The organism is Peribacillus sp. P4_D6 (assembly GCF_056401795.1).
Window position 1 is genome coordinate 1 of sequence record NZ_JBFUIQ010000079.1, and the last position, 19,177, is coordinate 19,177.

The 19,177-nt window shown below is 35.8% G+C and carries 24 protein-coding genes and 1 pseudogene; 8 read left to right on the forward strand and 17 right to left on the reverse strand.

Annotation, left to right across the window (positions count from 1 at the left end):
* Positions 1-59: 59 nt before the first annotated feature.
* Together AC1DVB_RS18895 and AC1DVB_RS18900 are read right to left on the reverse strand one after the other, a co-directional pair.
* On the reverse strand, positions 60-332 hold the full coding sequence (locus AC1DVB_RS18895) for a hypothetical protein (protein WP_057277718.1): 273 nt from the start codon (positions 330-332) through the stop codon (positions 60-62).
* Positions 332-592: a hypothetical protein gene (locus AC1DVB_RS18900; RefSeq protein ID WP_477590441.1), complete on the reverse strand. Its 261-nt coding sequence runs from the start codon at positions 590-592 to the stop codon at positions 332-334. The genes AC1DVB_RS18895 and AC1DVB_RS18900 overlap by 1 nt, the downstream gene beginning before the upstream one ends.
* 33 nt (positions 593-625) lie before the next feature.
* Here AC1DVB_RS18900 and AC1DVB_RS18905 point away from each other — a divergent pair, with 33 nt between their 5' ends.
* Positions 626-817: a helix-turn-helix domain-containing protein gene (locus AC1DVB_RS18905; RefSeq protein ID WP_477590443.1), complete on the forward strand. Its 192-nt coding sequence runs from the start codon at positions 626-628 to the stop codon at positions 815-817.
* Between the two features lie 607 nt (positions 818-1,424).
* On the opposite strand, the gene AC1DVB_RS18910 is transcribed toward AC1DVB_RS18905, so the two are convergent.
* A complete protein-coding gene (locus AC1DVB_RS18910; RefSeq protein ID WP_477590444.1) occupies positions 1,425-2,273 on the reverse strand; it encodes a pyridoxamine kinase in 849 nt (282 codons plus the stop codon).
* 209 nt (positions 2,274-2,482) lie between these two features.
* Here AC1DVB_RS18910 and AC1DVB_RS18915 point away from each other — a divergent pair, with 209 nt between their 5' ends.
* Complete coding sequence (locus AC1DVB_RS18915) at positions 2,483-3,022, forward strand: ECF transporter S component (RefSeq protein ID WP_057277721.1); 540 nt, start codon at positions 2,483-2,485, stop codon at positions 3,020-3,022.
* Between the two features lie 139 nt (positions 3,023-3,161).
* On the opposite strand, the gene AC1DVB_RS18920 is transcribed toward AC1DVB_RS18915, so the two are convergent.
* The 4 genes from AC1DVB_RS18920 to AC1DVB_RS18935 all read right to left on the reverse strand — a co-directional run bounded on the left by AC1DVB_RS18920 (position 3,162) and on the right by AC1DVB_RS18935 (position 4,629).
* A complete protein-coding gene (locus AC1DVB_RS18920) occupies positions 3,162-3,419 on the reverse strand; it encodes a hypothetical protein (protein ID WP_477590446.1) in 258 nt (85 codons plus the stop codon).
* Positions 3,420-3,752: 333 nt separating this feature from the next.
* Positions 3,753-3,875 (reverse strand): hypothetical protein, encoded by a 123-nt coding sequence (locus tag AC1DVB_RS18925; RefSeq protein ID WP_260089139.1) that lies wholly within the window; start codon positions 3,873-3,875, stop codon positions 3,753-3,755.
* 4 nt (positions 3,876-3,879) lie between these two features.
* Positions 3,880-4,167 carry a YolD-like family protein gene (locus AC1DVB_RS18930; protein WP_477590449.1) on the reverse strand — a complete coding sequence of 96 codons (288 nt, stop codon included), beginning with the start codon at positions 4,165-4,167 and terminating at the stop codon, positions 3,880-3,882.
* A gap of 60 nt (positions 4,168-4,227) precedes the next feature.
* Complete coding sequence (locus AC1DVB_RS18935) at positions 4,228-4,629, reverse strand: YkvA family protein (RefSeq protein WP_477590470.1); 402 nt, start codon at positions 4,627-4,629, stop codon at positions 4,228-4,230.
* A 170-nt stretch (positions 4,630-4,799) separates the two neighbouring features.
* On the opposite strand from AC1DVB_RS18935, the gene AC1DVB_RS18940 reads away from it, so the two are divergent.
* Positions 4,800-5,069: a hypothetical protein gene (locus AC1DVB_RS18940; protein WP_057277722.1), complete on the forward strand. Its 270-nt coding sequence runs from the start codon at positions 4,800-4,802 to the stop codon at positions 5,067-5,069.
* A gap of 426 nt (positions 5,070-5,495) precedes the next feature.
* Here AC1DVB_RS18940 and AC1DVB_RS18945 read toward each other — a convergent pair whose 3' ends face one another.
* The 6 genes and pseudogenes from AC1DVB_RS18945 to AC1DVB_RS18970 form a co-directional block, all read right to left on the reverse strand.
* Positions 5,496-6,374, reverse strand: a complete 879-nt coding sequence (locus AC1DVB_RS18945; RefSeq protein ID WP_057277939.1) for a YitT family protein — start codon at positions 6,372-6,374, stop codon at positions 5,496-5,498.
* A 575-nt stretch (positions 6,375-6,949) separates the two neighbouring features.
* A pseudogene (locus tag AC1DVB_RS18950) lies at positions 6,950-7,155 on the reverse strand (hypothetical protein); the annotation flags it as partial.
* A gap of 62 nt (positions 7,156-7,217) precedes the next feature.
* The gene (gene vanY / locus AC1DVB_RS18955) at positions 7,218-8,081 is read right to left on the reverse strand and encodes a VanY-A/VanY-F/VanY-M family D-Ala-D-Ala carboxypeptidase (RefSeq protein WP_477590451.1); all 864 of its coding nucleotides are present in this window, start codon (positions 8,079-8,081) and stop codon (positions 7,218-7,220) included.
* 117 nt (positions 8,082-8,198) lie between these two features.
* Positions 8,199-9,296 (reverse strand): vancomycin resistance histidine kinase VanS, encoded by a 1,098-nt coding sequence (gene vanS, locus AC1DVB_RS18960; protein WP_477590453.1) that lies wholly within the window; start codon positions 9,294-9,296, stop codon positions 8,199-8,201.
* Positions 9,289-9,984 carry a vancomycin resistance response regulator transcription factor, VanR-F/VanR-M family gene (gene vanR, locus AC1DVB_RS18965; RefSeq protein ID WP_477590455.1) on the reverse strand — a complete coding sequence of 232 codons (696 nt, stop codon included), beginning with the start codon at positions 9,982-9,984 and terminating at the stop codon, positions 9,289-9,291. The genes vanS and vanR overlap by 8 nt, the downstream gene beginning before the upstream one ends.
* 388 nt (positions 9,985-10,372) lie before the next feature.
* Positions 10,373-10,657, reverse strand: coding sequence for a recombinase family protein (locus tag AC1DVB_RS18970; protein ID WP_057277727.1), 285 nt, complete (start codon positions 10,655-10,657; stop codon positions 10,373-10,375).
* Positions 10,658-10,908: 251 nt separating this feature from the next.
* Between AC1DVB_RS18970 and AC1DVB_RS18975 the strand changes: the two genes are divergently transcribed.
* The 3 genes from AC1DVB_RS18975 (at position 10,909) to AC1DVB_RS18985 (ending at position 13,026) form a co-directional block, all read left to right on the forward strand.
* The gene (locus tag AC1DVB_RS18975; RefSeq protein WP_477590457.1) at positions 10,909-11,661 is read left to right on the forward strand and encodes an alpha/beta fold hydrolase; all 753 of its coding nucleotides are present in this window, start codon (positions 10,909-10,911) and stop codon (positions 11,659-11,661) included.
* Between the two features lie 7 nt (positions 11,662-11,668).
* A complete protein-coding gene (locus tag AC1DVB_RS18980) occupies positions 11,669-12,253 on the forward strand; it encodes a TetR/AcrR family transcriptional regulator (RefSeq protein WP_057277729.1) in 585 nt (194 codons plus the stop codon).
* 428 nt (positions 12,254-12,681) lie between these two features.
* Positions 12,682-13,026, forward strand: a complete 345-nt coding sequence (locus AC1DVB_RS18985) for an IclR family transcriptional regulator domain-containing protein (protein ID WP_477590459.1) — start codon at positions 12,682-12,684, stop codon at positions 13,024-13,026.
* Positions 13,027-13,139: 113 nt separating this feature from the next.
* On the opposite strand, the gene AC1DVB_RS18990 is transcribed toward AC1DVB_RS18985, so the two are convergent.
* From AC1DVB_RS18990 to AC1DVB_RS19005, 4 genes are all read right to left on the reverse strand, one after another.
* Positions 13,140-14,744, reverse strand: coding sequence for a phosphodiester glycosidase family protein (locus AC1DVB_RS18990; protein ID WP_477590461.1), 1,605 nt, complete (start codon positions 14,742-14,744; stop codon positions 13,140-13,142).
* A gap of 661 nt (positions 14,745-15,405) precedes the next feature.
* Complete coding sequence (locus AC1DVB_RS18995) at positions 15,406-15,675, reverse strand: peptidoglycan-binding domain-containing protein (RefSeq protein WP_477590463.1); 270 nt, start codon at positions 15,673-15,675, stop codon at positions 15,406-15,408.
* Positions 15,668-16,369 (reverse strand): M15 family metallopeptidase, encoded by a 702-nt coding sequence (locus AC1DVB_RS19000; protein WP_477590465.1) that lies wholly within the window; start codon positions 16,367-16,369, stop codon positions 15,668-15,670. Before AC1DVB_RS19000 ends, AC1DVB_RS18995 begins: the two co-directional genes overlap by 8 nt.
* Before the next feature lie 383 nt (positions 16,370-16,752).
* A complete protein-coding gene (locus AC1DVB_RS19005) occupies positions 16,753-16,962 on the reverse strand; it encodes a hypothetical protein (RefSeq protein ID WP_034312165.1) in 210 nt (69 codons plus the stop codon).
* A gap of 534 nt (positions 16,963-17,496) precedes the next feature.
* Between AC1DVB_RS19005 and AC1DVB_RS19010 the strand changes: the two genes are divergently transcribed.
* On the forward strand, positions 17,497-18,318 hold the full coding sequence (locus tag AC1DVB_RS19010) for an alpha/beta fold hydrolase (protein WP_187049360.1): 822 nt from the start codon (positions 17,497-17,499) through the stop codon (positions 18,316-18,318).
* A gap of 22 nt (positions 18,319-18,340) precedes the next feature.
* Positions 18,341-19,177, forward strand: an 837-nt coding sequence (locus AC1DVB_RS19015; protein WP_477590468.1) for a SpoIIE family protein phosphatase, incomplete at its 3' end; no start/stop codon positions are given.

The following is a 19,177-nucleotide window of genomic DNA, read 5'->3' on the forward strand; positions in this document are numbered from 1 at the left end:
GCTTATCATGAGCCTAAGTAAATACTGCTACTTAGGCTCTTTTCTTATAGAACTTGTTTTCATACAACTTCACGTTCTGGTATTCCAAAGTTATAAATTTCCCCTTGCCTGCCACGTTTAGGAAGATTCTTTTGCATTTTCTCATAAGATGTTAGCCTCCTCATTGTAGCGAATAACACTTCCACCGTGACTTTTGCAGCTTCTTTATTACCTTTCCTATCGTATTTATCAAGTTGCTTCTTTAACTCGGTAATCTCTAACTCAGTGGCTGTGATAATTTCTTGGAGGACATCATTGGCGAGAGTAATGGAAGGAAGATATCTGTTATTCATTAGTTGATCACCCTGTATTCACAGATGTAGTCAACTGGAGAATCATAAGAAAAGTGTTCTTCATGCCATTGAACCACACCCTCTAATGTTTCTACGTTGTATGTAAACACTTCGCCAGTTCCAGCTACATAATCGTGAAGGTCGTCAATAGTAGCAAGTTTGTATTGGAATCCTGCTTGCATTTCTTCTTCAAATACAATCCATTGCTCTTGGTTGTCAGTTACGAATACCTTTTTAACCTCAATTGTTTGAGTTGTCATATTATTTATCCCCTTTTGCCTTTCGGCTGTTTATTGAAGGAAAGAGGAATGACACAAGTTAAATTGAGTGAACTTACAGGAATCCCTCAAGGAAACATTTCAAGGTTTGATAAATTAGAAAGTCATAAGGATACTCATACAGTTTTAATATCCAGAGCATTAGATATATCTATAGAAGATTTATTTGAAATTGAATTAGTTCAAACTGAAGAAAACCACCAATAGCAATTACTGGTGGTCTTTTGTATAAACAGGAAATTTATTGTAAAAGATATTATTATCACTAGCTTTTCTTTCTTTATTAATTCCCCTTAACTGAGCTGAGGTATATTCCTTAGCTTTTTTCATTCCTCTTCAAGCCAAGGTTTATCGTTAGTAATATAGGTGAGTGAATGCTTTAGCCATTAATTCCATATTAGGCTCATTAGCATAAGTAATTTTACAAGGCGGTCTATCTTCTTTATTTGTTTTTGCACTCCATGGAATTTTTGCGTTTTTTAATTCTAAGCAACCTAATTGACGCATTTTCTTTATAATTTCTGATCTATCCTTATCAGGAAATAGAGCTTCTAATTCCTCGATTGTAGATAATATTGTTTTTTCTTCAAGTAATTTTTCTTCATCTTTGTAAAGGTCTATGTAAGTTAAATATTTTCAAACTTTAACGAACATAAATACTGGCTGTTGTGAGGTAAATAGAAAGTTTCCTTATTATTTAAATGATTTTTTACAATACTCGGCAAAATATAAGTACTATTTGATTTATACAAAAAGCTCGGTTAGTCAAAAAGCCGAGCTTTTGTTACTCTATTTTTTCCATTTTTTAAAGCATTCATAATAACATTCGTAAATATTTTTCGAAGTTAACTCCTTCTACTTTAGGAATTTGCTCCAAGGAGGAATCATTGATAGCCTCTGTCAGGAATGCCACTGCGAGCTGTACGGATTTTTCTAGGTTCTCTCCACGCATCATGCTTCCCATAATCACAGATGCAAATAAATCACCAGTACCTGAATAGCTTTCACCGTTATACTGCGTCGCACTATAAAAGGTTCTACCTCCGTCCAAATACATATTTCCGATAAACTGCTTCTCTGAATCTGCTGACGGTGGATTCATTCCAGTGATGATAACCTGAGCTCCCGTTTCTTGCTGCAACATATTCCCTGCTTCTTCTATCGCTTTAATATAGTCCTCTTCGTTAGAATAGCTATGCAGCTTTTCATAAGACAATCCGGTTAATAAACAGCACTCTGTAACATTTGGTGTAATGACATCTGCACGCTTCACCAGTTCTCTCATAAGTACCAGTAATTCATCGGTAAAAAGTTTATAGACTTCTCCTATATCCCCCATTACTGGATCAATAAGTAAAATGGTTTCTTTTGTATAAAATTTATCTAAAAAATGGAAAATATTATTAATTTGCTCTTCACCAGTAACGAAGCCGGTATAGATTCCATCAAAGGTTACATTAAGCTTGCTCCATTCTTCTATGAAGTATTTCATTTTGGATGTAAAATCTTCACAAAAAAAACTTGGATATCCGGTTTGCGCAGTCAATATGGCCGTTGGTAAAGGGCATGCCTGCACGCCCATGACCGAAAGAACCGGAATTGCAGCTGTTAATGAACATTTTCCAAAAGATGATAAATCCTGTAGTACAGCAACTTTTTTCATAATAACCTCCATATGGCCTATCCACTTTAAACTTTATTTATCTTATCATAAATCAGCTAAAAACAGTCATCTCCTCTCTCTTTTCAATACGTATAATATCTGTATTTTTTATCAACTGACCTCATAGTTTTTTAATAAATTGACACTTTTATAGACACCAGTCTTTTGCTAAAATCATAGGAAAATTCTAGTTAGGAAGGTTTACAGATATGCAAAATACACAAAGTTATTCAAGGTCAAGTCAAAAAACTATGGATTTAATTATTACCGCAATGTTGATTGCACTTGTGTTCGTATCTACATTCTTTTTGAATATTAAACTGCCAATTGCCGCAAATGGAGGGTTAGTTCATCTAGGAACAGCTATGCTTTTTATTGCATCTATTTTATTTGGTCCTAAAAAAGCAGCACTTGCTGGTGCGATAGGAATGGGGTTATTTGATATAGTTGGAGGGTGGGCATTGTGGGCACCTATCACCATTGTGGCGCGTGGTTTGCAAGGATATATAGTTGGTAAAATCGCTTGGTCAAAGGGTCGCAACGGTACTAGCATTGCTTTCAATGTAATAGCAACAATCGTTTCCATTCCATTTATGATAGCTGTTTATTATATTGGTGAAGGGATTCTATACGGTAATTGGATTGCACCTTTAGCTTCGATACCTGGAGATCTCGTTCAAAATATATTAGGAATTATCGTTGCCGTTCCAGTTTGTGTGGCTTTGAAAAAGGTTCCTTATTTTAAGTAAATTCGCTATAAAGGTAAACGTCAAGTAGCCCCCAAATACTACATGGATGGTGTATTTGGGGGCTATGTTTTGTTTGCTTCCCTTTTTACCGGTACTCTGCATGCAGAGGGTAAACTAGATGACCACGACAAGACTTTATCTATTTCTTTTTTTCATTCTTAAGTCTTTTAACATGAGCTCTCATTTTATCTAATTCCATTTGTTTCCCTTCTTCATCATTTGCCAATGCAGAAAATAAAGCTATTGCGCCTAATTTGTCGAATTCTACATCTCCAGATCCACCTTTAGTAAAACTAAAGTATAGTTCCGTAAACGCCTTAGCCATTAATTCGTAGTTAGGTTCATTTACAAAATAGCCATTTCCTCGCAGTTCTTTTCTTGGTTTACTCTTTTTCACATTAGAATAGTCCTTTCAATTAAACTATTTATTCTTTTCCTTATACAAAAACAGCCTACTTTCTTCTTTGGCTATACAATCGAAAAGCTTCCTTCTAAAATATTCATTAATATCGATATTATCCGCGAAATAACTTCTACATCGGTCATATCGACATCATTAAGATTAATTTTCTTTGACTTTTTATCCAATCAATATCACTCTCCTGTCCTACATAATAATCTCCAAACAAAATATCTTATATTCACATTTCACAAATTATCTATGAAAATAGTAACGAGTAAAATTATAGAAAATAAAAAATCACCAATCGTATAGACTGGTGATTTCTATTCATTTTGTATATTTAGCTAAGATTAACTTCACTTCTTTTTTCAAGTATTCATCTACTGTAAATTCATTTAGGAATGTTCTACTCTTAATCCACAGTTTTCTTTTTGGTTTTGCTTTAGTCATTTTTTCACTCCCTTACCTCTACCCCAACAATATCCTCAAACTTCACCCTAATAATATGTCCCTTCTCATTTTCCAACTCTAAATGTATCATCTTTGTCAAAGGATCTAACCTATGTATCATTCCTGTATATTCCCAATCAAATCCATCTTCCCAAACAGTAAACATTACAGGTGAAGCAAACTCCATAGCAGTGTGTATCTTGTCCTCAAACTCCTCTAACTGGTACTCATCTAATATTGGCTTTAATTGACGGTAATTTACATCATTAAGTAATTTAACGTATTCGGCCATTTTAACTTTCCTCGATCTTTTATAGACATAAGAACATCTCCATTTCATTCTATAAATACATTATAGAACATTCGTTCTTAATTTAGTCAAAAAAATGAAGGGGAAATTTTCCCTTCTATCTATAACGGAAATATCTTCCTGTAAAAGTCTTTTAATTAACTTCTCCATGTTTAATTCTCCTTCTTCTGTTGCTATTCCAAGTCCTTCGATGTATGTGAATTCTTCAGTATATTCACCAGAGATTAAGTCAGGAATTAAATCAATCGGAAGTATGAAATATCCCAATGCACCAATAATTACTGTTTTTGCCCAAACAGGAGTAGTTGGCTTTTGAAGTGTGTAAAACAATAGTAAAGCTACATAAACAACTTTAACCCCTGCTTTTTTGCCGAATTTTTTAATCTTCTTCCAAAATGAATCTTCAGAAAAATTATCTGAGTATTTAGTTGTATCTATTATAATCTCTCCCTATTCATCATCAATATTTTACCATATTAATAGGAATATTAACCTAATTTCATCCAACCTTCTACAATTCATCAAATCTTTACATGATTAATACATTTATTGAACTTATCTATTTTATAATTAAATCACAATTTAATAATTCACATCATATGGAGGAAACAATCATGGAAATAAATGAAAGGCAACCATTTGAGTCTTTTTTATCTCCTCGTCAACTTACTGAGCTAAAAATCTTATCTATTAAAACAAACATAGCTTTCCATGAATTATTAGCAATGCCATCAATAATCTCACTTCTAGAGAAACTGAACAATACTACCGAACTAAATAATGAGCTTAATAATAAAGAAATGATATTAAGAAATAAAGTTTTCATTAATAAAAATAAAGAAGTATTAAAAACGACACAAAAAGCACTCGACCAATTAGGTTAAGTGCCTTTTCTATGTATTACATTCTAAAAAAGAATAAGTCATCACTTGGTTAAAGTAGATGTCTAGTTTTTCTTATGTTTCCATCCCTCATTACATAATAAAAAGCGCCACCCTTTTGGGACGACTTGGATTTTGTTAATAATAAAATTTCAGACTTAATGTTTCCAAAACACTTAAAATATTTCTTGATAAGCCCACAGTTGATGGTTATAGAGTAAACGACTATATAGAAGATCACCAATAATAAAGAATAAGATGGTCGGATAATAATCCAATTGCTCCATTTAATCCCTGCTAATAAAAAAAGCGCAGTAAATACTAACTGCATTTTATTTTCATTGTTTTTTACTACAAAATATTCCCATCCTGTTAAAAAAGTATGCAAAAAAAGCACTCAAGTTATGAGCGCTTCCTGTGTGGTTAATATTAATGAATATCTCTCTTTTTGAACCGTCCTCCACGTACTTCCGCGATATTTGCCATTGCTAAGAAAGATGAAGGGTCGATCTCTTCAACAATTGTAGTTAACTTGGATTCTTCAAGTCTGGTAATTACACAGAAGATAACCTTTTTGTCTTCTCCTGTAAAAGCACCCTCACCATGTAAGTATGTCACACCTCGTCCTAAGCGGCTATTGATTGCATCACCCATCTCTTTTGCTTCATCGCTAATTATCCAAACTGACTTTGTTTCTTCCATTCCAGTAATAACAATGTCAATGGCTTTAGCAGCTATTACATAAGCTAAGATTGAATACATAGCTCTATCCCATGTGTAAACGAATCCGGCAGAACCAAGTATAAATAGATTGATGAACATAACAATTTCACCAACAGAAAAAGGCACTTTTTTACTTATTACAATCGAAAGTATTTCTGTACCATCAAGAGCACCACCGTTACGAATTACTATTCCCACACCTATACCTAAAAAAATACCGCCAAAAATTGTAGCAAGAAGGATATCTTCGGTGAAGGGCGGGATAGGATGAAAATATGTCGCAAAAATGGAAAGCATTATAATCCCATATACAGTAGATATAGCAAAAGTTTTTCCAAACTGTTTATATCCCAAATATACAAATGGTAGGTTCAAAAGGAATAGAAAGATTCCCAGTTTTATTCCGGTAATGTGAGAAAGCATAATGGAAATGCCTGTAATGCCTCCATCAATTACATGATTGGGAATTAAAAAGATTTCCAATCCAGTGGCCATTAGCAAAGCACCAATTGTAATAAGAATGATCCGTTGGATAATTATCAAACGAGGTAACTTTCTATGCTGCTTTTTTAGTGCTTCCGTCAGAAAAATCACACCTTTTATTATTCATTTATTACTATTATACTCTAATATTAAATCAGGAAAAATAACTTTGAATATAGAAGTTCCAACTTTGTTACATCTTCCTAATTTAGCCAAAATAAAACCGCTATTCTTGTTAGCGTTTGATTGTTGTTATTGGTTTTCACATCGTTACACAAGCACCAGTTTTTCTAATTCTGAGAATTCCATTCCCTCTAAAAGTAGAGCCATTTGCACAATCGTTAGGTGCTGTAGCAAAGTTACCTGATAAATCCACTAACCAATCAGATGAACGCCCTAATACTGACGAAGCATTGATAGGACTCACATATGCTGAAGCGTAACATCCTGAAATAGCTCCTGTACCTGATTTTGCAGTTTGGATACAATACAGAGCTGAACCTGTCTCTAAAATAACATTGATAATGGCAATTCTTCTGAATGTGTACTTAGTAGCAGATATGTATATCCCTGCATTGACAGGATTTAGTATGATTCCGCCATTTATATTAATACGGGAAAAGAGTGAGCCAATATCCCCAGCTGCTAACGTCCAATAATCGCCCCTAAGGTGTTCAAAAACCTAACGGTATAAATAGAAAAAGGTTCAACATATATGTAGTAATACCTTCAGAAGAAAATGGAAGTATTGATTTCTAGTGAAAGGTAGAAAAAGAAAAACATCCCCCCATAGAAAATGCTTAAATATTTTTGCGCCTTTAATAAAAATACAATTTGAAACACAATAAATAATAGTACAAAAATAAGTATACAAAACCGTCAGTTAAGCAGATAGAATACGTCTCCTACTTTACATTTAAAACTAAGACTTTCTCATTTTCGAACCTAATTCAATGTGGTCACAATCACTCCATCCATATTATTACCAGATATTTCATACTGTTCATTCGCTGGTACTTCAACTTCAATTGTTCCGTTTTGAGAAATGGGATAATATGAAATTGTATATTTTTTCCCTTCAACACTAATAGATATGCTCTTTTCATCTTTTAAATAATCCAAATATTCTTCCAAAGCTAAATTCATTTCCTGAATAATCGCACTGTGAGGCAAGCCGACATAGCGAATATGCCATGGTTCATATTGAATTCCTGTAATGTCCGTTTTATTCGCGGGATAGCGTAAGATAAAGCCGTTTTTCCAAGCATTTCCTTCTATCCACTCTCCTTCAGGTGCTTCTTTCATCTTCATTTGAGTAGACCCTACATCGAGTGCTAATCCTAAATTGTGTTCGCTATGCCCGGCTGGCAAAGCATAGTCAGCCCCCATCTCCTTGTACAGTCTGTTTTGCTCATCAAAATCTCGATAACCACTGCTAATTAAGAAATTACTAACCCCATCCTCTTCTGCCGCAGTTATCATCTCCGAAAATTTTTCAGCTATTTCTTCTGATAATTTTATTTCATTATTAGGTAACTGGTATCCGGCAGTTAACCCTTTGTGTGTAAATAAATTTATGATATCCGATTGTATGCCAGCTTGTTCAACAGCATATTCGCTGTTAACCAAAAGCAGATTCCCTTGATGGATCTGCTCTTCTGTAATCTCAATCTTTAGGGGATTTTCAATAGCTGTATTATCATTTTGTTCATATATTTGATCCTCTACTTTATCTTGGGATATCGGTAATATCTTAAAAATAAAAACTAGAATTAATGCAAAAACCAATAAAAATCCCCACTTTTTCATTTTTAGTCTCCTCCTTGATGTAACTTGTTTATAGGATAGGAAAAACTTTTAAAATAAAAAGTGGGGTAAACATTAAATTTTTCTTAAATTTTCACTTGGATCTTATTATTAAACTTCTTAGGAATCCGCCATTGGTAATCGGACTTCAAATATAGTGCTTATTAAATCGCTTGCGGCGGATATTGTCCCATTGTGTTGCTCTACAATATTCTTCGCAATGAATAAACCGAGACCTGTACTATTTTCTTGATGAGTTCGTGCTTTGTCACCAGTATAAAGCATATCAAAAATATGAGGCAGTTCATCTGGAGGAATGGCATCCCCATAATTGATAACTTGAATAACCACTTCCTCTGAATCAATAAAACCGTTGATATCCACATACTGCCCCTCATACCCATAGCGATTTGCATTAATCAGAAGATTTTCAAACACACGTGCCAATAACTCTCCATCACCCATAATAGATAAAGGAGAAGTGATATTCATTCTTGCTATCAAATCATTTTTCTCAAAGACAGGATACAATTCTTCTTTCAATTGAACAAGTAGCTCACTTAAATCGATTTGTTTCTTTTCAACTGGTAACATCCCATAATTCATCCTTGTTATTTCGAATAATTCATCAATTAACCTTTCCAAGCGTTGAGATTTGGTAAAGGCAATCGTTAAATAATGCCTTACCTGATTTTCTGTCAAATTATCATCCTTAAGGATTAAATCTAAATAACCTAAAACAGAGGTAAGAGGTGTGCGCAAATCATGAGCCAAATTAACTACTAACTGCTCTTTACTACTCTCCGAAAAGTCACCCCTTTCTATGGCTTGTTCCAATTTTTCACTTGCCAGATTAATGCCTTGTGCAATATCACTAAATTCATCATTTGACAATATTTGAACTCGATGCTTAAAGTCACCCTGAGCGAGATAATGAATTCCTTTTGAAATCTCATTGAAATAGGCAGAATAGGGTTTTGTAAGTAAAAAGAAGAATAATATCGAAAGCGTGATAAATACAAGCAAAAAGACGTTAAGGTCTCCAATATTTTGTATGATTTTGCGAAAATAAGCTAGTGTATCTCCATAATTAACATTTGTATAATAATACAATTGGAGTACTTTAAAGAGGAAATATGTTACGACGCAAGACAACAACATGCTTAAACCTAACAATATAATCATTTTTGAACGAAAGCCTCRCAKAATATTACCCATTGAATTTATAACCTACCCCCCATACAGTTTTTATCAATTTGTTTTTTCGTTTATCCTCTTCAAGTTTTTTTCGCAAAGTGCGAATATGAACCATAACGGTATTCCCCCCTTCATAGTATGCATCCCCCCATACCTTCTGAAAAATATCTTCTGCATTATAGACTTTATTTGGATTACTGGCTAATAAATATAAAATTTTAAACTCTTTCGGTGTTAACTCAATATTCTTACCATATAGAGTAACTGTACGTTGTTCAGGAGAAATCGTTAATCCTCCAAATTCCAAGTTTGTATCTTGTTTGTATTTAGGTTGATTCAATTTCATAAAGCGCCGCAGCTGTGCATTTACCCGAGCTACCAATTCAATGGGTATAAATGGTTTCGTCATATAATCGTCTGCTCCAATCACGAGTCCCTGCACTTTATCAAAATCAGACGTTTTAGCGCTCAAAAAAATAATCGGTATATTATGTTTTTCGCGAATTCGACGGGTAACTTCATATCCATCCATTTTCGGCATCATAATATCCAAAATCAGTAAATCAATTGGTTGAGTCTGGATAACATCAATGGTTTCTTGCCCATCCGATACCTTAATGACACGATATCCTTCTTTCTCTAAATGTATAGCAACCAAATCAGCAATCTCAACATCATCATCAGCTATTAAAATTTTTATATTTTCCATGTATTCCACCCCTAGAAAAAGTAATCATTAATCGTCAATAAGTGTTACGAAGTTGTATCGTAAAAAAATCAGCTGTTTTGCCGAGTTCAATTATCACTTGTTTATTCCACAAGCTGCCCGATTATTGAATATAAGTCTTTGTAGTTCGTAACGCAATACCTCAAGTTTAGTATCCGCCTACCTGTTCAGAAAAAAAGGCCACGAATACTTAAATAAATGGGGGCGTATCATTTTCACGAAAGGTCCCAAAACGGGGTGATCCATCATTAACAAATTTGTTAAAAAACGTAACATCACTCATTAAGATGAAAATGTTCCAGCTTTTAATATCCAAGATTAAAGTGAATGTAAGATTCTAACCCTCTTTCTCTTTTCCTTCAAATATTACTTATACACCTTTACCTATCTTTAGCATTTGCATAGATGGCACTACTCGGGACTGCTCTTTTAAGAAAACAAGGCCGATGCCGTTATCCTCTAATTGGCTAGCAACGTTATGTAGGTTTTTGACTGAGCGAGCAAATCTATCTATTTTGGGTACAATTAGCTTATCTCCTTCTCGCAAATACTCTAATGCTCCATGAAGAGCTATTCGATTTGATTTTGCTTCAGATTGATTTTCCTTAGCCATATCCCTGAAGTGATTCAATTTGATTTTCAAGTGTTTGTCCAACAGTTGAAACTACCCAATATAAGCCTTTTAAAGCACCTCTGTCTAAAAGACTAATATGTTAAATCATATACTAAGTTTAAGACACTTTACATAAACATTTAGATTAACATTAATAGTAAAATCCGCATTATATAAAAGTTAATATAATCTTAGACAGTTGTTCAAAATTTAATTGCATTTTCTATTGACTAAACGTTCATTCAATAATAAAATAAATCTGAAAATTCAGTGATGAAAAAGGAGGGGTTGCATTGGATTTACATTTCGAGGTTAATGGCAAGGGTCTTCCTGTTGTTCTTATTCATGGTGGTGGTGTTGATTTGAGGCAATGGACATTTTTAGCATCTCTTTTAACTAAAAATTACAAAGTGATCGTTTTTGATGGCCGTGGTGCCGGAAAATCCCCATCCCCCATAAAACATGCAAACTATGTAGAGGATGTATTGGCACTAATGGATTACCTGGAACTTAATCAGGCAACGATTATAGGTCATTCCATGGGCGGAYAGATTGCCACTGATTTAGCCCTTAATTATCCAGAAAGGGTATCGAAACTTGTATTAATAGCTCCTTCTTTAACTGGTTTTCCCTATTCAAAGGAGTTTGAACAATATCATAACAAGATATTGGAAAGTGCCCCCAATATAGATAAGATGTTAGAGCTTGCCCTTCATTCACCAACATACCAAGTTGTTATCGATAGTCCRCACAAAGATCTCACTGTCAAAATGCTCAGGCATCATTTCGGGCGCATGCTTAAGTGGCCCGCTGATTTCTGCATGATATGGCCGCGGCCGCCGGCAATGGAACGATTAGAAGAATTGAACACCGAAACTTTATTTTTTATCGGCAAAAAGGACTTGGCAGATAATTTCCGGGTTGCCGATTGTTTCCGAAAGGTTCCAAACATCCGTTTCATCGAAATAGAGGATGCCGATCATATGCTTCCCCTCACCCATTCTGAAATTTTATATCAAGAATTCACTGCTTTTATGGAGGATTGAAGATAAAATGCCACGTACACCCGAAGAGAATGACCGTATTCGCCAAGCATCCAAAGAAAAAATTCGCGCTGCAGCCATGGAGTTATTTATAAAACAAGGCTATTACGCTACTTCCATAAGCGATATAGCCAAGCAGGCGGGCATTTCGAAAGGGTTACTCTATAACTATTATAAAGGAAAAGAAGAACTGCTTTCTGAAATGGTCGAGGCCAGAATCAAGGAGGTGGTAGAGGTCATGGAAGAAGCTTTCACCTTAAATACACCTCGTGAACAGCTTGAACATATAATCAATGGTGCCATTGATAATATCCACCAAAAGCCAGAAGTCCATCGGTTCTATCTACACCTTCAAACTCAGCCAGAATCAGATGAAGAGTTGATAAAATACAGTCATCTCATAATTGAAGAAAATGCTAGACAATTTGAGTTTCAATGTAAAATATTTGAAAGTATGGGTGAAACGGAACCAAGGAAACGATCGTTATATTTTTCATCTGTGCTACAAGGAATTATGTTGATGATATCCACCTATCAACAGGGGTTTCCGATAGAAGAAATAAAGAACCAGATTATAAGCGAGTTTTGTAACTAATCTTGAATTAAGATTTAAAGAGGAACTTCCACAGCTAAAATGGAGAAAAAAGAGATCGTCATTGACGATCTCTTTTATGGGAAGAACTATTTATTAATACATTCATCTCGAACATGCATCATGTCGTCATATTAGTGAAAGCCTTAATATTTCTCCCCCTATCACTCATCGTCTGCTGACTACTTTGAAAATGGACGGTTTGGTATTCCAAGATGCAGATTCTAAAAAATATTCACTTGGCACGGTGTTTATCGATTATGCAAATAAAATTATAACCGATGTACCTTTTGTCTCGATAATCGATCCACCATTGATTAAATTAAGAGACGAAACACAGAAAACCGTTGGGTTTTATATGTTAACAAACATGGTTAGAATGTGTGTAATTGAACATGTAAGTAATCAGGAAATTAGCAGAAGGGCAGGTGTTGGCAATAATTCCGCTACAGCTCGGCTCAAGCGGACGGGTAATTTTGGCATTTCTAAGCGAAGGGTTACAGACACAAGTATTAAACCTCCTTCCAGAGGAAGAAAGAAAAATGCTACAACAACAACAATTGGAAATTATAGTAAATACTCGTTACTCAATTAATGAGGAAGAAATCACGAAGAATGTAGCTGCATTATCAGCACCAGTTTTCGGTGCTAAAGGAAAAGTCATTGGAGCTATCTCCATTTCCGGGCCTGTCTTTCGCTGGCATAGGGAATCGATGGAACAACATATCTCTTTATTGTTAAAAACTGCTGAAAGTATTTCAAATTCCCTATATTAAATTATTTCAAAATATCACAGAAAAAAATCTCTTCAGAAACATAACTGAAGAGATTTTTTTCACGACGACCCGCTTTAACCAAAACGATGAATGAGACGATAATCCCTGCCCATCTATTCTACTAACAGAATACCGTCGGCAATYGGGCGTTCACCTGCTGCATCAGATGGTCTTGTGACTCGGTCATCCCCAACTGTCATGGTCGTCGATCCGCCGCCGTCAAGATTGATGGCATCGACTGCCCCTAATGACTTCATGACTTTCGCACTTTCTTCAAAATTAGCTCCCACGCTCCATCCGGGTGCGCGTCCATCAATGGTAACCAATAATAGATTGCCATTCTCTTTGATTCCTGCAAGCGTTCTTGGATTACGACGTTCCCCAAAACGATAATAAAAGCCTGGATCTTCTTCCCAGTGAAAGCCTTCCTCTACGGCATTAATGGAAATTTCTCCGTTTTCCAATAATCGAGGACCTCCATTAATCATACTTGTAGTTTGGCCTAATTTTAATTGTTTTCCATCCTCGATGATTTTACTTTTCACTTGAATCTTCATTCCTTGTCGGGCATGGTCACGAAGCCACTCTGCCGCCTCCCCCGTTCCCGCAAGAACGGAACCACTGCTTGGAATGTCTCCCCCACGCTTGTTACGGATTTCCGCCACTACTCCGGCATGATTTACTACCACTTCCATACCGTCGCCCGATTCTGTCTTTTCTCCAAATACGGACGTATATTGGATAAGTTCACTTTCATCCTTACAAGTAAAATCATGTTTTGCCCGTTCTGTTGTCGTATCTCCTCCAACACCGCCACAATTGCGGATTAATCCTGACTTCCGATTCAATCCATCCACTTCCCTAACCGCCCCATCAGATGAAGTAGCCTGAATTGACGTGGACACAGATGCAATGTTTGCCTTCCCTTCAGCAGAAGATAAAATCAGAGCTGAACGTCCATTTATAGCTTCACTGACAAGTTGACCTTTGCTTGCGAATATACCGGCAAGATCGCCTGGTGTTCCATCCTTCTCTCCCATAACAAAGTATCCTGCATTAACTCCTGCAATAGCATCATTTCTATCAGCGATTTGGGTCAATGTTTCTTTTCCTGTCACTGCATCATTTGCTAATTCAGGCACCACATGCCCATTAAATCGATCCTGATCCACTTCAAGGACGTTCACTACCCATGGTCCTGTTGTTTTCTCTCCGTCTTCACCCGTATACACAGTCCGAAGTCCCGAATATCCCTTTTCAGATAACTTGTTTTTCATTTCGGCTGCATCTGCTTCCAGCTGATATTGACCGATGCGAACAATGTACCCAAGCGGTCCCTTTTTCCGGTCTTCCTCGGCCCGATCTGATTCTTTTATGATATGAGCATTGTTGAAACCGTCTTTCTTTAAATTCCCCAACAATTCCTTTGCCTGCTTTTGTGTTTCTACAAATGCCACATCCACTGTGTAAAAGTCTTTAGAAGATGTTTCACCACGATTGATTTTGGTATACTTCACTCCTGGTGCTAGATTCATGGAAGTTCTTTTCTCCTGCAAATTTGGGGTTCCAAGCGGAAGCAAATGATTTTTCGTTTGCACTTGTGATTGAACATTCAATTTTGCTTGAACTGGAGTTTCGGGAATGGCATTTATAAACATCACAGATGCCAGACTAATAGAGGCGATAGGCAAAATTGGCTTTTTCCATATTTTTTTCATTTTTTTCCTCCAATAAAGTTATGTCCTCCTTTAACTTTATTGTCTAAATGTGATGGAAAATTAAAAAAACTATTATATTTCAGTCAATTTTAAGTGAACAAAAATGAGCATAAATACTCGATAAATATTACAATTCAGATTTGTGAATGGATAAATTTGAGTATTTAGTCTTTGTATACAGTTAATCAAAAGTTTTGCTGGATAATCGTGAATATTATAAGATATGTGTGGGGTTATCTCCTAGGAGGTGAAATTTATGGAAACAGTAAAAAAGAACTTGTTGTTAATACCAACCATCTTGTCGGTTATCAATGTTATTTGCCTTGCTTCATTCCTTATTGGACTTAGTGTTATGAACCACCCAATTTCAAGCATTTTAACTGATCTTGGCTTGTTATGCCCACTGCTCGCAATTTCATCATTCTTCTATTTAGTGATTAAAGTCAAAAAGCATTCCGCATTAAAGTACTTTCATTTCGTAAATGCGGTTACATTTCTTGTCCCCATATGTATTCTTACGTTTCTTATACTTCGATTCCTAAACGATTGGGATATTTACTTTTAAAATGAATGCTATATTTTCATTTATAGCAAAAAAGCCCTCATAGGGCTTTTTTGCTAAGCTAATTTTAAGCAATATAGTTCTATTCCATTTCAAATATCATCCAAATAGTTTTGCAAAGGTATTTTCACCGGCGATGCCGTCTGCAGATAATCCATTGGCCCTTTGAAATGCCTTCACAGCTATTTCCGTTCCGCTTCCAAAGATACCATCCATGCCATGTGGATTATGTCCTTCCAAAAAAAGTGCAGCTTGAAGGATATAGGTGATATTCCCTTCCGCCCCTTCCCTAACATTAGGTGAAGCCGCTTTTGTTTGGGGTCCCCATATTCCATCAACATTAATCTTTGCACCATATTGTTTATTCAATTCGGTTTGAAAACCCTTGATCAGCGCTTTTTTTAGTATTGGGACCATAATATCCATCAACATCTATTTTTGTTCTATATCTGCTATTTAATGTCCTCTGAATGGACTTGATAGTTTGGTTGCCGCTGTCCTTTGCTGGTGTATCTTTTACAATGACTTCGGATTCGACTTGTGTAGGTGGTGGAGTGGTTCCATTCACTTTTGATATCAATCTAGGCCTTGTTCCCGCATTTAACTGAGAATAAGTCAGTCCGCCCGTCATATCCAAGTGCGGATAATCTTTAAAGCTTGTCCAATCCCCGCCCCATGCAAAGCCCAAGGATTTACCAATAGCCGCTACACGTCTCCATTTTGCATCAACTGTCCATATGCCATTCTTTCCATCATCGCCGACTATGAAATAATCAATCGCTAGTCCATAGTTATGGTAAGATTGACCTGGCATCGCCTTGGTCACTCTCGGCTTCGATAAATCACTATAGTTTTTACCATTGTATATATAACCTAGGCGACCTTGACCATATAGCTTTGCTTGCTCTTCCATAGACCGATAACCTGCGCTGATTTGCACGAAAATGCCTTCTTGGTATGCCCGTTTAACCATTTCCAAAGCTGATTCTTTTACGACTGGATGAATTCCGCTGCCCATATTCTTTTCTGAACGATCCAATAAAGTTTCTAATTTAACTGTCAATTCAATCACCTCCTAATATGTTATGGTCCTAATTAGGAAATGCTTGTACCCCTACCTTGACGTTACAAAAAAATCGCCCTTTTTATGTGGATCTAGTAAGCTTTCATCTTCTTAAATAAAAAAGCACAACCCCTAATGGAATTGTGCTTTTTTATATTGGCTGTTTTCGCATACTTTGTTGCTATTTTCGAAGTAGTGCAGTGTTGTTGATTTCCCCTCCAGGTGCTCGCTTTCCGCGGGGCGGGCGGTGAGCCTCCTCGGCGTAAACGCCTGTGGGGTCTCACCTGTCCCGCTGCTCCCGCAGGAGTCTCGCACTTCCGCTCCAATCAACCTAAAATAGTTTCGTTTTAAAAACAACAATCTTTACGAAAAGAGCATTTATATTAAAGTGGCTTATTTTGATCTTCTTTATCTTTTCCAATGACTTTTATCAATTCATCCAGCTTTTCATTTCTTTCTTGATCTAATCTTGTCTTTGCATTGATGAATTTTATGATCTTAATAATGAAATAAACACTTAAAACAATAAGTCCCAAATAAAACAAAATCGGTATGATTGCAAAAAGCCCTATTAAACTGCTGGCTTCGTCCATGAATAATTCCTCCCAAATGTAAAATATAGTATTATTATACAGGAAAAACAAAGAAGGCGTCCGATAACGATTTATTATTTCAATAATTATTTTGCGAAAAAAACTGAAGCCATCTTTTAATTGTTCCAATTAGTCATCAGATTTGGTCAAACAAAATTCAAGGATTTGGGTCAGAAAAAGGGGGAAATTTAAGTTACCCATAATAAAAACCCCTATTTTTTCTATTAAAATATAACCATATATTTCTTGGCGATCTAATCAAAAAATCCATCGTAGTTATTCAATACATGATCCCTTTTTATAATAAGGCTTTCCATATTATCAAGGAACGTTGTCGGCCTTTTCCAGGTAGAAGAGGTTCCTGTATACGAAAGACCGAGAGTTTCCAAAAGTCTTGAAACTCCGCCAAGTGTATACCACTCTCCTCATTCCTGTTCAAGCTCAGACAATTTTCAGCTAAAGTGTAATTCTTTAATTCGAATAAGGTTAGTGTTAACATATAGTGAGTATATCTTCTAAATGAAGGAGCCAATCATGAATCCCAATATTTTATTGCGTAATAATGTAAAGATTAGAGGAAGAGGTACACGACCAATGATATTTGCACCAGGTTTTGGTTGTGATCAAAATGTCTGGCAATCAGTTGCAAAAGATTTCGAAGATGAATACCATATTATTCTATTTGACTATGTTGGGTCAGGTAATTCAGATATACAGGCATATAATGTGGAAAGATACAGTACTCTTGATGGGTATGCACAAGACGTACTTGATGTTTGTTCGGCATTAGACCTAAAAGATGCTATATTTGTTGGACACTCTGTTGGATGTGTGATTGGGATGCTGGCATCCATTAAACATCCTGAATATTTTTCTAAACTTGTCCTGGTTGGTCCTTCCCCTTGCTACCTTAATCTCCCTAATGATTATTACGGGGGATTCGAGAAAGAACAACTTTTAGGATTGATTGATATGATGGACAAAAATTACATAGGCTGGGCAACCGCTTTTGCGGGAACGGTCATGAGTAATCCAGATCGCCCAGAGCTTAAACGGGATTTAGAGAATCGTTTTTGTTCTACTGATCCCATTATCGCACGACAATTTGCGGAGGTTACCTTTTTTGCAGACAACCGTAAAGATTTAGCAAAAGTAAAAGTACCATCACTCATTTTGCAATGTTCCAAAGATGTTATTGCTCCGTCAGCAGTAGGTGAATATATTCATAAGCATCTTCCTGATAGTACATTGAAAGTGATGAAAGCAACAGGACACTGTCCACATATGAGTCATCCTGAAGAGACGATATTCTTAATTCGACAGTTTTTGGATGAATTTCCGACAAACGATTTATAGATAGAGATGGGTGTGAATTTTTGTGAATGAACAACTAAATGAGGCACCCTGCGGATATTTAACTTTATCAGAAGAAGATGATATTTTATCCGTTAATCAAACCTTACTTAAATTATTGGGGTATAATCTCGATCAATTGCAAGGGCAGCCTATTAATTATATCCTTTCGGCTTCAGCTATACTCTTTCATCAGCTTTATCTGGTTCCTCTGATTAAGTTAGAAAATCAGATTGAGGAAATATATATATCCTTAAAGTGTGTAGATGATGAAGAAATACCTGTGTTACTCAACGCTGTTCAAAGAGAGCGAGATGGAAGAACCATTATTGAGTGTGTGGTGATTCCAATGCGAAAAAGAAACGAATTAGAAAATGAGCTTCTTATAGCGAAAAAAGAGGCAGAGACCGCACTAAATGCTAGGAATAAGGCTTATGCTGATTTAGAGATTGCTCATGAAACGATGAAAATGCAAAAGAATAAGCTGATTGAATTGAACGAAAAAAATGAAAAATTCAAAGTAGATACAGAAAGAGAACTGGGTCTTGCAAAAAAGATACAAGAGACACTATTGCCAGTTCCTATTATTAATGAACATCTTGAAATTCAAGCGTATTATAAAGGCTCCAATCAATTATCGGGTGATATATATGGTTTTTACCAAATTGACGCCCGGCGGTATGGCCTTATCCTACTTGATGTGATGGGGCACGGGCTTTCTTCTGCCCTAATAACCATGTCACTACATTCCATATTTGAAAGGTTAATTTTAAAAGGTTCGGAAGTGAAAACGGTGATGAAAGAATTAGATGACCATCTTCATTCTTTATTCAAAAACACAAGTAAATCATCTCATTACTGC

Coding starts and splice junctions, on each gene's coding strand:
- AC1DVB_RS18895 (WP_057277718.1), bottom strand. CDS start 332: ATGAATAACAGATATCTTCCTTCCATTACTCTCGCCAATGATGTCCTC.
- AC1DVB_RS18900 (WP_477590441.1), bottom strand. CDS start 592: ATGACAACTCAAACAATTGAGGTTAAAAAGGTATTCGTAACTGACAAC.
- AC1DVB_RS18910 (WP_477590444.1), bottom strand. CDS start 2,273: ATGAAAAAAGTTGCTGTACTACAGGATTTATCATCTTTTGGAAAATGT.
- AC1DVB_RS18915 (WP_057277721.1), top strand. CDS start 2,483: ATGCAAAATACACAAAGTTATTCAAGGTCAAGTCAAAAAACTATGGAT.
- AC1DVB_RS18925 (WP_260089139.1), bottom strand. CDS start 3,875: ATGACTAAAGCAAAACCAAAAAGAAAACTGTGGATTAAGAGTAGAACA.
- AC1DVB_RS18930 (WP_477590449.1), bottom strand. CDS start 4,167: ATGGCCGAATACGTTAAATTACTTAATGATGTAAATTACCGTCAATTA.
- AC1DVB_RS18940 (WP_057277722.1), top strand. CDS start 4,800: ATGGAAATAAATGAAAGGCAACCATTTGAGTCTTTTTTATCTCCTCGT.
- vanY (WP_477590451.1), bottom strand. CDS start 8,081: ATGAAAAAGTGGGGATTTTTATTGGTTTTTGCATTAATTCTAGTTTTT.
- vanR (WP_477590455.1), bottom strand. CDS start 9,984: ATGGAAAATATAAAAATTTTAATAGCTGATGATGATGTTGAGATTGCT.
- AC1DVB_RS18980 (WP_057277729.1), top strand. CDS start 11,669: ATGCCACGTACACCCGAAGAGAATGACCGTATTCGCCAAGCATCCAAA.
- AC1DVB_RS19005 (WP_034312165.1), bottom strand. CDS start 16,962: ATGGACGAAGCCAGCAGTTTAATAGGGCTTTTTGCAATCATACCGATT.
- AC1DVB_RS19010 (WP_187049360.1), top strand. CDS start 17,497: ATGAATCCCAATATTTTATTGCGTAATAATGTAAAGATTAGAGGAAGA.